Origin of the sequence: Streptomyces atratus, assembly GCF_040655115.1 — a bacterium.
Classification (GTDB): domain Bacteria; phylum Actinomycetota; class Actinomycetes; order Streptomycetales; family Streptomycetaceae; genus Streptomyces; species Streptomyces atratus_D.
Map to the genome: position 1 here is coordinate 1 of NZ_JBFAJH010000055.1, position 13,501 is coordinate 13,501.

General features: G+C 69.9%; 7 protein-coding genes and 2 pseudogenes. 3 read left to right on the top strand and 6 right to left on the bottom strand.

Annotated features, from left to right (window positions below; genetic code table 11):
• Positions 1-96 precede the first annotated feature (96 nt).
• Positions 97-519: pseudogene (locus AB0I23_RS34920) on the top strand (Rieske (2Fe-2S) protein); the annotation flags it as partial.
• Positions 520-674: 155 nt separating this feature from the next.
• Here the strand turns inward: AB0I23_RS34920 and AB0I23_RS34925 are convergent.
• Positions 675-1,103 (bottom strand): VOC family protein, encoded by a 429-nt coding sequence (locus AB0I23_RS34925; RefSeq protein ID WP_099505056.1) that lies wholly within the window; start codon positions 1,101-1,103, stop codon positions 675-677.
• 241 nt (positions 1,104-1,344) lie between these two features.
• Between AB0I23_RS34925 and AB0I23_RS34930 the strand changes: the two are divergent.
• Positions 1,345-1,584, top strand: a pseudogene (locus AB0I23_RS34930) (DDE-type integrase/transposase/recombinase); the annotation flags it as partial.
• Here AB0I23_RS34930 and AB0I23_RS34935 read toward each other — a convergent pair.
• Both AB0I23_RS34935 and AB0I23_RS34940 read right to left on the bottom strand, forming a co-directional pair.
• The gene (locus AB0I23_RS34935; RefSeq protein ID WP_359115727.1) at positions 1,544-1,846 is read right to left on the bottom strand and encodes a transposase; all 303 of its coding nucleotides are present in this window, start codon (positions 1,844-1,846) and stop codon (positions 1,544-1,546) included. The pseudogene AB0I23_RS34930 and the gene AB0I23_RS34935 overlap by 41 nt on opposite strands.
• A 43-nt stretch (positions 1,847-1,889) precedes the next feature.
• Positions 1,890-2,351: a hypothetical protein gene (locus AB0I23_RS34940; protein WP_359115730.1), complete on the bottom strand. Its 462-nt coding sequence runs from the start codon at positions 2,349-2,351 to the stop codon at positions 1,890-1,892.
• Between the two features lie 701 nt (positions 2,352-3,052).
• On the opposite strand from AB0I23_RS34940, the gene AB0I23_RS34945 reads away from it, so the two are divergent.
• A complete protein-coding gene (locus AB0I23_RS34945; RefSeq protein ID WP_359115733.1) occupies positions 3,053-3,550 on the top strand; it encodes a nucleoside deaminase in 498 nt (165 codons plus the stop codon).
• 273 nt (positions 3,551-3,823) lie between these two features.
• Here the strand turns inward: AB0I23_RS34945 and AB0I23_RS34950 are convergent, their stop codons facing one another.
• From AB0I23_RS34950 to AB0I23_RS34960, 3 genes are all read right to left on the bottom strand, one after another.
• Positions 3,824-7,084, bottom strand: coding sequence for a family 78 glycoside hydrolase catalytic domain (locus tag AB0I23_RS34950; RefSeq protein ID WP_359115736.1), 3,261 nt, complete (start codon positions 7,082-7,084; stop codon positions 3,824-3,826).
• Between the two features lie 51 nt (positions 7,085-7,135).
• Positions 7,136-10,552 carry a glycosylhydrolase-like jelly roll fold domain-containing protein gene (locus AB0I23_RS34955; protein WP_359115739.1) on the bottom strand — a complete coding sequence of 1,139 codons (3,417 nt, stop codon included), beginning with the start codon at positions 10,550-10,552 and terminating at the stop codon, positions 7,136-7,138.
• A 209-nt stretch (positions 10,553-10,761) separates the two neighbouring features.
• Positions 10,762-13,329 (bottom strand): beta-L-arabinofuranosidase domain-containing protein, encoded by a 2,568-nt coding sequence (locus tag AB0I23_RS34960; protein WP_359115742.1) that lies wholly within the window; start codon positions 13,327-13,329, stop codon positions 10,762-10,764.
• Positions 13,330-13,501: the final 172 nt, after the last annotated feature.

The window sequence follows — 13,501 nt, forward strand, 5'->3', positions numbered from 1 at the left end:
TTGCTCATGTTGCTCTTGCCACTCAACCTGGACTGCTTCCTCCGGGACCCATCCGTCCCAGTATCAGGCTGTCCACTTCAGAGGGGGAACTTCAGGCTGTGTATGGCCGGCACCGGCGGGATGCTTGGTGGCCACCTCGCTTATCGCCAGGCCGCAGGCGCCAACAAAACGGCAGCGGTCCCGCATCTGCTGGAAGAGGGTTGGCACCCGGTCGGCAGAGTGGAGGACTTCCCCGTCGGCGAGGCCGTGCGGCGGGAATTGGGCGAGGTGCCTTTGCTGGTGTTCCGTCAGCGGGGCGGCCGCATTCATGTCCTCGCGGAGCGGTGCAGCCACCTGTCAGGGCCCCTGTCGGACGGGAAGATCGCCGACGGCTGCGTGGAATGCCCCTGGCACGGCAGTGTCTTCAGGCTGTCGGACGGCGCGAACGTACGCGGGCCGGCCACCGCACCGCAGCCGTCCTTCCAGGTGAGCGTGGACAGCGACGGCACCGTCCACGTAAAGCTGCCCGGCGCTGGCTGAACCACGCGCGGCTTGAGGGCACGGGTGTCCGGGCGCTCGCCCGAAGGTACGGGATCCATCGCCGAACGGTGGAAGCGCTGCAGCGCCCTGACAGTGTCGGGGGGCGTTCTTCGTCTTGGCCCATGGGGACAGAACGAGGACGCGTTCGCGGCCCCTCAGTCGATACAGAACTCGTTGCCCTCGATGTCCTGCATCGGGATGCACGAATCATTGCCGTCATACAGCGTTCGCACGTGTACCGCGCCGAGCGGGACCAGTCGTGCGCATTCGGCCTCAAGTGCGGCGAGGCGCTCTTTACCTACGAGTCCGGTGCCGACCCGCACGTCAAGATGCAGCCGGTTCTTGGCGGCCTTCCCTTCCGGGACGCGCTGGAAGTACAGTCGCGGGCCCACACCTGAGGGATCACTGCAGGCGAACCATGAATCCCGCTGCTCAGGTGGCTGCGAGCGCTTGAAATCGTCCCAAGTGGCAAACCCCTCCGGTGGCGGCGGTACGACGTACCCCAACACCTCGCACCAGAAACGAGCAAGGCGCTCAGGTTCTGCGCAGTCGAAAGTGACTTGGAACTGCTTGATCGATGCCATCAGTCCTCCATAACGCGTGCTGTTCACCGAAACCCCGGATGTCATCGCCGCGTGGAGAGCAGACGCGCCACCGGGGATCCATCGACGTCCACCCCGTCGTCGTGCGACTTGGTGATCTCAGTCAAGGCTGGCGAGCCTGCCACGTGATCATCCGAGGCTCAACCAATTTTCCACCTGCTGACCGGGGTCGTGCCTCACGTGCCTGGGCGCCTCCGACAACTCGCCGGCCCGCACCGGGCCGTCGTCCCAGTCGCCCACCGCCCCCGCCCTGGACCTGGTCGGCCGTGACGTCACCGCCGAGCGGCCCGGTCGGAAACTGGTCGGCGACATCACGTATCTGCCGACCATCGAGGGCTGGTGGTACCTCGCAACGGTGATTGATCTGGCGACCCGTGAGGTGATCGGGTACGCGATGGCCGACCACCACCGCGCCGAGCTGGTCACCGACGCCCTGGAGACGGCCGCCGGCCGCGGCGCACTCGAACGGCCCGGGCCTGCGACTGCCCGACGATGCGGTGCCAGGTGCCGTCCCGCTGCCAACGCCGGAACAGGCCATAGACCGTCTCCCACGGGCCGTACCGCTCGGGCACGTCCCGCCACGGAGCACCAGCTCGGGTGCGCCAGCGCATGCCGTCCATCAGCTGCCGCTTGGTGTGCGCCGGCGGCCGCCCAGGCTTCTTCCCGACCGGGAGCAACGGCTCCAGCTTCGCCCACTGCGCATTCGTCAGATCACGCCTTCCCACGAAGTGGATCTTGACACATCAAGATCCACTTCTGAAACGCACCCTAGCCGTGCATCGCGGTGCTGTAGACGTACAGGGCGATCACACCGACGACACAGGCGAGGATCACCCATGAACCGAAACTGGTGTGTTTCCCGCTGCCTTTGGGGCGCGCGGCCTTCCCGGACTGATTGGACCGCCCGGGCGCTGCCCGTCCCGGCACGACCGGCGCCGCATCGGCCGCCGCCTCGGCGAGCAGGCGACGGCAGGTCGCGGCGAGCACGCCTGTACCGGCGGAGAGGGGAACCACGGCCTCCGAACGCGCCGGAGCGGTGGTGCCACCGTCCAGGATGCGCCCCGCGCGTACGAGGACCTCGTCCCGGCCGCCCGCCGGCGCGAGGCTGATCCACCGCCGTACATGCTCACCCCGGATGACCACACCGCCGGACCGCTCCCGGTACACGGTGTGTTCCCGCCACAAGATCTCCGCCAACTCCCCGGCGGTGTCCCTCAGTTGCGCGCTCACGACCCCTCCCCCTCCACCTCACGGCGAATCGAACAAGCATCGCACTCTAGCGGTAGGCGCAGAGCGGGGGTCCAGCAGTCCCCCCCAGCGGCCGTGCCCGCCCCCGGGCACGGATCTAGGGCCTGTGCAATGTCGTGATCAATCGGCTGCTCGCAAGAGATCTTCGAGCCAGATCATTGAGGCACGGAGTTCGAGGCCGGCGAGGTAGCTCTCGGGCGTCTTGTCGAAGCGTGCGGCAATGCCGCGCCAGTCCTTCAGCCGGCCCTCGAGATGAGCCAGACCCAGGGCCTGGCAGTTACCGACGCGGCAGCTGGGACGAGGTCCGGGGCAGCGACGACGACAGCCGTGGACGCTGGGTCAGTGACCAGATCGAATAGATCCGGGACCACGACCGGTCAGTCACCGGCTGAGCGACGACGACAGCCGTCGACGCTGGGTCAGTGACCAGATCGAATGGATCCGGGACCACCATGGAGCTCACCACTGGGTCTCGGAGCACGAGGGGCGTTCATACCGCTGACGGCCACCGTTGGTTCCTGTGGAACACCACGGCTGCAGACTTCGATCACACGTGGCAATAGACGCCGATGGCCGGGATGGCCGACATCTCTTGGACGCCGCAGGCCACGGCCTGGCACGGTGGGTTCCGTGGGATCTGCCCCCGACGGCGAGGGTGATCCTGTACACGTGAGGAGCGAGTCTTGTCATCTGCCGAACTGACCGACGTGGAACACCAGCACCTGGAGCGGGCCGTACAGCTGGCGGCCGAGGCACTGCAGGCCGGGGACGAGCCGTTCGGCTCCGTCCTGGTGAGTGCCGATGGCCAGATTCTCGCCGAAGACCGCAACCGCGTGCACAGTCTCGGCGACAGCACCCGGCATCCGGAGTTCGAACTGGCCCGCTGGGCCGCCGTGCACCTCCCGGCGCGCCAGCGGGCCGCGGCCACCGTCTTCACCTCCGGCGAGCACTGCCCCATGTGCTCGGCCGCACACGGCTGGGTCGGCCTCGGCCGCATCGTCTATGCGCACTCCGCGGCCCAGTTGACGCAGTGGCTGGCCGAGTTCGGCGTACCGTCATCACCGGTGCGTTCCCTGGCGGTCCAGGACGTAGTGCCCGGCCTCGTGGTCCAGGGCCCTGTCCCGGCTCTGACCGGCCGTCTGCAGGAGCTGCACCGCACCTTCCACCTGCCGACCCGCTAGGAACTGTCCGGACGATCATGTGGCTGCGCTGCGACTGGGTCGCGGATGTGGCCATGGAGCGGGGTGATTTGGCGCCGCCTCGACACCATGCTCGGCAAGGCGGGGGATGCAGGGACCCCGCCCCGGGTTGGACGCTGCCCCGACAGCCGAGAGAGGCTCGGCTGTTCTTGGGCCTTACCGCCGAACACAGAGATCCTCCCCGGCGGATAACTGCAGGCCGGGGAGGATCTCAATCCCCCGTCACGTTTTCGCGGCCCTGCAAGAGAGCCGCGGTCACGTACCGGGGGTGAAGCTCGACTTGAAGGTCCAGGTGCCCGATCCCACCCGGTAGATCTGCACTCCGTCCCGGTGGCCGGCCGGGCGGGCGCCGTCGGGGGCGGTGACCTGGCCCGAGGTGGACGGAACCTCGACGGTGGCCGTGGTGCCGGCCGGGACGCGCGCGGTGAGGGAGAGTCCGTCCTCGTCGCGCTGCCACTGGCTGGCCGCCTCGCCGTACGGCGTGGTGTAGGTGGCGCTTGCCGAGGTCAGGTCACCGACGACGGCCGGGGCGATCCGCAGCGCGCGGTAACCGACCGATCCCGGTGCCTGGTCGAGGCCCGCCAGGCGGGTGGTGAACCAGGAGTCGATGGCGCCGAGCATGAAGTGGTTCTGCGACTGGCCGGAGCCGCCGTCCCAGGTCTCGCCGAGCGCGGTGTTGCCCGCCAGGACCTGGTAGCCGTAGCTGGGGCTGGTGGTCTGCGTGGCGATCCGGTGGACGATGTCGTCCCGGCCCGCACCGGACAGGACACGGAACGCGGCCGGCAGGGAGATCTCACCGAGCAGCAGATGGTAGTCGGCTGCCTCGACGGACGCCGTGAAATGGTCCAGGAGACGGTCTCGTTCGCCCTCCGGGTAGGCGCCCATGTCCAGGGCGAGGGCTTCCGCGCCCTGGCCGCCGCCGGCGAAGGTGCCGCCCTGCTGGTCGTAGTACTTGTCCGAAAGTGCCTTGGCGCTGGCGTCGGCCTTGGCGCGGTAGGTGGCCGCGTCCTCGTCCTCTCCCAGCACCTTCGCCATGTCGGCCAGGGTGTCGACAACGTGCCAGTAGCCGTACGTTCCGGACACCGCCTTGGGGAAGGTTCTGTCCGGGGTGAACCAGTCGCCGAGGGAGTAGTCGAGGATGCCGCCGGAGACCTTCTGCTCCAGGAACGTCACGTACTTCTTCATCCGGGGGTAGTAGGCGCGCATCGTCTCCTGGTCGCCGTAGGTGGTGTACAGCTGCCAGGGCACGAGAACGAACGCGCCGCCCCAGTTGGCGTCGTTGCGGTAGGTTCCCGCGAGTTCGACGTAGTCGGGGACAGTGGAGGGGATCAGGCCCTCACTGGTCTGTGCGTCGGCCATGTCCCGCACGATCTTGCGGAGGTAGGCGCGCATGTCGTAGTTGGCGGCGAGGGTGGGGAAGACCAGCTGGTCCTGCTCCAGCCAGCCGAGCTTCTCACGGCTGGGGCAGTCGGTGAGGATGCTCATCATGTTGCCCTCGACGGAGCGCCGGATGAGCGAGTGGATGCCGTTGATCAGGTCGTCGGAGCTGGAGAAGGAGCCGGCGGAGTCGTTGTCGGCCCGCAGCGCCTTGCCGTTCACCGAGACGGTGGCGCCCTTCGGCAGACCCTTGATCTCGATGTAACGGAAGCCGTGGTAGCTGAACTTGGGGTGCCAGGTCTCGGACCGCTGGTCGTTGCTGGTGGTGTAGCTGTCCCACAGCGGGGCGCCGACGTTGCTGATGGACTGGTAGGCGTGTCCGTTCTTGAGACTCTCGGCCGGGTAGGCGCGAATGGTGGTGCCTTCGGGGGCGGAGACGGTGATCTCCGGCCAGCCGGCGATGTTGCGGCCGAGGTCGAAGATCCGGCTGCCTTCGGCGGCCCCGTCGACCTCCTTGCCGCTGAGTGTCTCGACGACCCGGACGGGTTCCGTCTCACGGGCGCTCAGGGCAGCCGGGGCGGAGTCGGCGCCGAGGGTGACGGCCCGGTCCCAGTGGGAGCGGTCGCCCCGGGGCTCGTCCCAGTCACGGATCTCGCGCCGTGCGTCGTAGTCCTCGCCGCCGTACCAGTTGGAGGAGGTGGTGGCGCCGAGGGCGGTGCGCCAGTCGTCGCCGGTGGCGATGCGGCGCACGGTGCCGTCGGCGAGCGTCACCTCCAGCTGGGCGATCAGCTTGGGGTCGCTCCGGTTGCCGTACAGCTTGCGGTACCGGTCGGCGGTGCTGAGCTGGTTGGAGATGCCGTTGCCCAGCTCGACCGCCAGTGTGTTGTCGCCGCTGCGCAGCCGGTTCGTCACGTCGTAGGTGGCGTACTGGACTCGGTCGGCGAAGTCGGTGTTGGCGGGTTCCAGGACGGCGTCGCCGACCGGTGCGCCGTTGACACTGGCGTCGTACACGCCGAGTCCGGCGATGTAGAGGCGGGCCGACCGGATGTTCCTCGGGAGGGTGAAGTCCTTCGCGAACAGCGGCAGTGCGGAGGGCAGGTAGGGCTTGGGCGGCTTCTGGCCGGTGACCTGTGCCGCCCGGGTGTACGAGCTGCCGGGCCCGTCGGAGGTGGACAGCGTGTAGTCGACGGGGAAGCCGGGCACCTGCCCGTCGTCGGTGAGGATGTCGGCCCTCGGGTACAGCACGACCTGGTCGAAGGTCTTGGTCACCTTCAGATCGAGGGTGACGGTGACGGGTGCGTCGGAGACGTCGGAGCCGCTGTGCGGCAGGCTGGAGTAGCCGGCTGCCTGGTTCCAGGCGCTGTTGGTGACGGCGTCGGTGGCGAGTTTGGGCTCCCACACTTTGCGTTCGGTGTCCGACTCGGAGGCGGTGACCGTGGCACCCTGGGCGAGGTCGGTGCCGGGGTCGTCGCTGTCGCGCACCTCGATCTCGGCGAGCTGGAGCCGGTGGGCGAGGGCAGGGAAGTCGTCGGCGAGGGGCAGGCCCAGCTCGGTGACGTCGAGACGGACGTACCGGGCGGTGGTCCGGGGCACCTTGACGGTGACCGGTTCGACGGTGTGCTTGCTCAGCTGCCAGTCGTCGTTGGTGATCCAGTCCGCGGACCAGTCGGCGGCGCGGGTCAGGCCGGTCTCGAAGACGACGGGGCTGCTCCAGTTGCCGGGGCGTGAGCCGCCGCGGGACCAGAGCTGGACCCTCCAGTAGACGCGGGTGCGGGAGCCGGGCGTGCGACCGGCGTAGGTGGCCTGCGGGACGGACGACTCGACCTTGCCGGAGTCCCACAGGTCGGGGCGTGCCGACATCAGGCGGTCGCGGCTGGTGGCGGCCTGGATGCGGTAGGCGGTCTGGACCGTGTCGGGGCCGCGGGAGGTGAGCTGCCAGCTCAGGTCGGGGGTGGTGTCGTCGATGCCGAGGGCGTTGCTGAGGTGCTGGGTGCGCAGCTGCTCGGCGGCGGCCGTGGCCTGCAGCGGGGAGGCCGCGGCGGGCGGCGCGAAGGGCGCCGTGGTGACCAGAGCGGTCAGCGCGGAGGCGAGCACAAGGGATCGTCTTGACGTGCGTGATGCACGGGATGTGCGAGACATGCGGAACTCCACGAGTACGTCGGGAAAAGGGTGACCGGTACGGTGCGGGCGTCAGTCCAGTTCGACCGTGAGCGGCAGGCGCGGAAGCAGCTTCACCGGGCCGAGCAGGCCGGAGGGCAGGGGCTTGTTCCGCTCGTTGGAGAGGGTGTTGGACACCCGTACCGAGACCTGGTTGACGCCCGGCTTGAGGGCCTCGGTGACGTCGACGAGGTAGGGGGACCACAGGGCCGGGGCGAGCTTGTGCCCGTTGACGGTGACCTCGGCGACCTCGCGGACCGTGCCGAGGTCGAGGATGTGGTGCCGCCCGGCCAGGGCGCGGGCGTCGAGGGTGACGTCCTTGGTGTAGGTGCCGCTGCCCGAGTAAAGGCGGGCGATGTCGCTCCAGCCGGCCAGAGGGCGGGTGACGGGTTCGGCGCCTTCCTGGGCAAGGGTGAGCGTCCAGTCGCCGTCGAGGGCGATGGGGGTGAGCTGCTCGGTGACGCGGGCCGTCCCGGTGTGGATGTGGTTGCCGTCGCGGGCGGTGAGGCGGTACGTGCCGGGGGCCTCGCCCAGGGCGGTCACCCGCAGCCTGTTGCCGTGCCGGGTGATGCCAGTGACCGGCAGGCCGCCGGTCTCGGTGAGGTAGGGGGTGTCCTCGGCCTTCCGGCGCACCACGACCGCGAGGGTCTCGTAGGGGGAAAGAGTGAGCCGCACCCGGACACCCTTGGAGGTGGGCAGGCCGCGCACCAGGGCGGGGCCGGTGGCGCCGGTCGCCGGATCCCACACCTCGGGCACGCCCTGGGCGGGCAGCAGGGCCTCGGTGCTGACGGCCGTGCCGCTCTCGTTGTTGAACAGGAAGGCGATGTCCTCGCCGCGCCGGGTGCGCAGTACCCGCACGGCCTCGGCAGCCGGTTCGAGGACCGCCGCGGCGGCGCCGGCCGCGTGGCAGGCGGCGCCGAGGCCGGCGCCGTCCGCGACCCGTACGGCCTTGCCCCGGCCGACGGTGCGGCTGCCGGTGCCGGACGGGAAGAGCTCCGCCAGCGAACGCTTGAGTGTGGTGTTGTCCCCGTCGGCGGCGAGGGCGGGCAGGTCGCCCACGGCGACGAGGGTGCCGCCGCCCCGGACGAACGAGGTCAGGGTGTGCAGCGCGGCCGTCTCCAGCACCGGGGTCACTGGCAGCACCACCAGGTCGTAGGAGGCCTCGCCGACCCGGAGCGCACCGTCGCGCGGTTCGGCGTGCGCGAGCAGGTCCGGGTCGCCGGCCAGGGCGCCCTCGTGCACCAGGTCGAAGTCGACCTGGGCGCGTTCCAGGGCGAACGCCGTCTCGTCGAAGGCGGCGTCGACCTCGCCCTGGCGGGCGGTGGCGGTGAACTGTTCGGCGGCACGCTGCGGCTGCAGCAGCGCGGTGCGGGCGCCGGAGGTGCCGCGGGCCAGTTCCATGACCCGCCCGATCCAGGCGGTGATCGGAGGCATTGCCCACCACCAGGGGTTGCGGGGGCCGAACGGCGGCGCGAAGTAGACATGGGTCTCGTCGGTCCACAGCGCGTGCAGCACGGTGAAGTTGATGCCGCGGGTCGCGTACGCACCGAGCAGGGCCCGCATGAAGTCGGGGGCGACCTGCCAGCCCATGTTGCCGAAGGCCTCCATCAGCACGCGCGGGCGCCCCATCTGGTGGGCGACGGAGGCGGGGTTGCGCGGGTCCATGGTGGGCGTGTCGAGTTCGTACTCGGCGGTGATCGCGTCGCCGCCCGGGACCTGCGCCCACTGGTTGACCTTGTGCAGGTCGCCGGTGGACTGCATGCGCTTGGAGGGGGCCGTCTCGTCGTAGAGAGGGTTGGTGATCAGGCTCACGCCGCGGTCGCCGTACCAGGTGGCCTGCTTGGCGAAGTACTGGGCGAACCGGTTGGAGACGGCCTCCCAGTAGCGGCCGTGCAGGATCCGCCCCTGTTCGCCGAGGTCGTCGAAGGCGCTGGCGTAGGCGGCGCCGGGCTCGGCGCCGACGGCCTTCAGTTCCGCGGCGAGCGTGGGCGACCAGGGCCGGCGTTTGAAAGGGTGCGGGGCGGCGGAGGCGATGAACGGCTCGTCGTCCCAGAAGCCCTTGATCACGGAACCGAAGAAGCGGCGGAAGCGGCGGTAGTACTCCCCGGGCACGATGTCGAGGAAGAGTTCGACGGGCTCGTCGTCGAGGAGGTCGGCGCACCCGCGCGTGTAGCCCTTGGAGTCGTCGGTGAGCGTCGTCCCGCCGAACAGGTCGATCTGCCATCGCCCCGCGGGCACCTGCCAGGTGCTGTCGAGGTGTCCGGTGAGTTCGACCAGGTCGCCGGCGTCGGTGGCACCCACGGGGCGTGCGGTGGCGGCGACCGGGCGGGCGGCGTCCTTGGGCAGGTCCCGGACGGTGAAGTCGCCCGCGGCGGACGGTTGGTCGAAGGTCTGCTGGTAGAGGGCGGTGCCGTCGGCGGCGGTGACGGTCAGGTTGTCCCACAGGGAGCGCTGCCCGTCCCGGGCGTGCACGCCGACGCCGCCCTGGACCAGGGTCTCGTCGGTGACGGTGCCCTTGTCCTTGCCGTCGAGGGTGACGGTGGCCGTGGCACCGGTGACCTTGACGGCCAGGGTGTGGAACTTGGTCTTGTTGAAGCCATCGGTGCGGGTGGACCGGGCGAGCTGGGTGACCATGGTGCCGGCGACCCGGCTGATGGTGACGACACCGGTCTGCTCGAACTCCACCAGCAGTGCGTTCTCGCCCGTCGTCGAGGCCTTCACCAGCATTCCGGCCGCGGTGACGTCGGGCTTGACGCTGCCGGAGACGGTGCAGTCGCCCCATCCGGCGCTGTCGCTCAGCACGGCGGGGCCCGCGAGGACCGCCGCGTCGGCCACCAGGCTCCCGGTGTCGACGCCGACACCGGTGGTCCGGGTCGGGCGCGCGCTCGTCGGTCCCTGGACGATGTGCGTGGAGCGCCACAGGCCCTTCAGGCGCAGGTCGGGGCGGGCCTGGTAGGTGCGCGAACCGACGGTGCCGCCCTGGGTGATGAAGTAGCCGGCCCGGCCGCTGGGGAAGTGGTTGTCGTTGAACAGCCACACCTTCATGCCGGTCTTCTCGGCGGTGGTCAGCACGTGCTCGATGACGTCGAACCAGCCCTCGGTGAAGAAGGCGGGCTGCATCTCGGCGTTGTCGTAGGGGAAGACGATGACCTCGTACATGCCCTTGGAGCGGAGGTCGGCCATCTGGGTGTCGACGAGCTCGTTGGTGACCGGGCCGTTCCAGTACCAGTACACGGCGGGCCGGCTGTCGCGGCTGGGGTCGGCGAAGTCGACGTCGCCGAAGGCGGGCAGGGAGGTCACGTCGGAGTGACCGACGTCCCCGGAGGCGAAGGCGGGCAGGCCGTTCAGAGCGCCGCCGGTGACGGTGGCGGCGGTGAGCGCGGCGAGGGTCACGAAGCGGCGCCTGGTCAGGCGGGAGGCGCCTTCGGGAGAGCTGAACATGTGCGGCATGGCTGTGCGCTCTGCTTTCTGTGCTGGTCTACGTAGGGACGGCGCGCCACGGCTGTTGCGTGACGGCACAGGAGAATGACGATCTGTCATGCCCGGGACGACGGCGTCCGGCCGTCGGCACGGGGGTTCGGCCCGGATCGCGCCGAGCCCCGGCCGGCCGAGTGCCCGCGGTCCTCGGCCGGCCGGTCCACAGCCGACGGGGGACGGCCTTATCTGCGTGCCAGCGCCGCCATGTCCTGCGGCGACAGCACCCGGTTGTGGATGCGGAAGTCCGCCACGGCACCGTGCAGGTAGGGGTGGGTGGCGTTCTGCGAACGCCCCAGGTAGTTGCGGCTGGTCTCGCCGAGCAGCAGGGGTGAGCAGACCATGGCCTCGTTGCGGCCGGTCTCGGCCCCGTCGATGTACAGCACTCCCGTGCCGCCGCCGAGGGTGAGCGCCACATGGACCCAGCTGCCCTGCGGCAGCGGCTGGACGGAGTCCACGACGTCCTCGCCCGCCATCCCGGCGATCTTGAGGGCGGCCCGCGGGAAGCCCGTTCCGGTGCGGGCGGCGAGGAAGAGGTAGGTGCTCTTGTGGTAGCCGAGGTCGAAGATCCGTGCCGAATTGGCCACCGAGTCCAGGCGCGTCCAAGCGCTCACCGTGAGCTCGGTCAGACCGGTCACCAGGCCGCGCGGCAGCACGACATGGCCGCCCGAGCCGTCCAGGGCCACCGCTCCGGCCGCTCCGCGTCCGGCGGTCCATGCCGCGCCCTCGGCGAGCCGGCCGTCGGGGTGGTGTCCGGTGGTGTCGGCGACGGTGGTGCCGGCGCCCTCGTCGAGCAGGTAGCGGGCGATGTCTCGCGGGCCGTCCTGGCGGGGCGGCCGCGCGAAGTAGACGTTGTAGTGCTGGTGGTGGACCTGGTGGAAGGGCCGCAGGGTGACCGGCCTCCCGTCAGCGCGCGCCGTGAACGCGGTCCCCCCGTCCGCGGCCGGCCGTACCGGGCCGTCCTCAAGGGCGGGGATCGTCACGGACTCGGTCGTCCCGTACTCGCCGGCCAGCACCAGCGGTCCGTAGGACAACCCCACCACGTGCGGGTTGTCCGGGGCACGGCGCTCCACGACCTCGCGGGGCAGGGTCATCTCGACGGTGTCACCGGACCGCCACTGCCGGTCGAGGGTCGCGTACGTCCCCGGCCTGACGTCGCAGTCGACGGTGCGGCCGTTGACGGTGATGCGGGGGGTCCGGCGGCGCGTGCCGTCGGCGAGCCATCCCGGTATCCTTATCCGCAGCCGGAAACGGGACGGCGAGCCGGTGACCGTGAGCCTGACCCGCCCGGACTCGGGATATCCGCCGCCTTCCTGGCGGATCGTCACCTTCTCTTCCTGCCAGTGCAGTTCGGAGGGAATGAAGAGGTTGACGTAGAGCTCGGGGCGGCCGGCGCGGGCCGAGTGGAAGTAGATGCTGTCCGCGAACTTCGTGTGGGTCTCCAGGCCGGTGCCGTGGTCGCAGGAGAAGTTGTCGTAGTCGCCGCTGTAACTGCCGGGCGCGGCACCCAGACCGCCCTTGGGCTGACGCTGCGACCCCGCCCACAGGCCGGTGTAGTAGGTGACGAAACCGTGTTCGGAGTCGGGGTCCTGCTCGCCGAGCATCTGGTTGTACAGGGCCCATTCGTAGTGGTCCATGCGCTCGGCCCGGGCGGGGTCGTGGAGGAACAGCCGCCGCCCCAGCTTGAGCATGTTGTACGTGTTGCAGTTCTCGCAGGTCTCCTCGGACAGCCGGCTGACAATCTCGCCGGGCGGGCCGAAGAACTCCTGGTTGGCGTTGCCACCGATGACGTACGAGTGGTCGTGGACCACGAGGTCCCAGAAGTTCGAGGCGATCGCGTGGTAGCGCTGCTCGCCGGTCGCCTCGTACATCCGGGCCGCGCCCACGATCTTGGCGATCTCGGTGTTGGCGTGCCGGCCGTTCAGCTCGTCGCGCCCCTCGGCGAGCGGGCCGAACAGGTCCTCCTGGTCGAAGCGGCGGGCCGTGCGCAGGGCTGCCTCGTTGCCGGTGGCCAGGTGCAGGGCGGCGAGCACGTCGTTCATGCCGCCCCACTCCACCCGTCGCACGTGGTCGAGCTGATCCGGGGTGAGCGGGGCGGTGCGGCGGTCGGCCCAGGCTGCCATGGCTTCAAGGAGGCCCAGAGCCCGCTCGTTCCCGCACAACTGGTACTGGTCGAGGAGACCGGCCATGATCTTGTGGATGGTGTAGTACGGCGCCCAGGGCTTCGAGCCCGCCTCCAGGTCGGCGAAGACCTGCTCGGGGAAGGCCGAGAGGTAGCCCTCGCCGTAGCCCGCGGCGGGGGACGCCGCCTGACACTCCGCCAGGGCGTCGACGATACGGCGGCCCTTGTCCGCGTATCGGTCGTCCCCGGTGCCGGCATGCGCGAGCGCGAGGCCGGACAGCAGGTGGCCGGTGCTGTGGCCGCGCAGCTGAACGCCCGGGGCCTCCCAGCCGCCGCAGGGCTGCGCGCTCGACGGCAGGCCGACGTTGGTGCGGAAGGTGTGCAGGAGACGGTCGATGTCGACGGCTTCGAGGTAGGCGCAGGTGCGCCGCATGTGGTCGCGGAAGGGGCTGTCCAGCAGACGTACCGATCCCGGAGCGAACTCGGCCAGCGCGGGGCTGGAGGGCGTGGACCCGGCCCGGGGCCCGTGGCCGTCGGTCGCCGTGGCCGGCGCCCCGGCGACCGCCCAAGCTCCGACCGCCACCCCGGTTCCGATCACGAAGCGTCTTCGCGTCAGGCTCTGTCGTGGCATGCAGCGACTCCTCTGCACAGCAAGAGTTGAATCGTTTTTTTGGATGACGGCCACTCTGGGGGCGGGATCGCCGCGCGTCAAGATGTACGCAACAGCTCTTTTCTTCACCCCTATTGCCTTGAGTACACCGAGCACGTAGATTTCCGGCGCGTTAATTGAATCGTTTGAACCG

Coding starts and splice junctions, on each gene's coding strand:
- AB0I23_RS34925 (WP_099505056.1), bottom strand. CDS start 1,103: ATGGCATCGATCAAGCAGTTCCAAGTCACTTTCGACTGCGCAGAACCT.
- AB0I23_RS34950 (WP_359115736.1), bottom strand. CDS start 7,084: ATGTCTCGCACATCCCGTGCATCACGCACGTCAAGACGATCCCTTGTG.
- AB0I23_RS34955 (WP_359115739.1), bottom strand. CDS start 10,552: ATGCCGCACATGTTCAGCTCTCCCGAAGGCGCCTCCCGCCTGACCAGG.
- AB0I23_RS34960 (WP_359115742.1), bottom strand. CDS start 13,329: ATGCCACGACAGAGCCTGACGCGAAGACGCTTCGTGATCGGAACCGGG.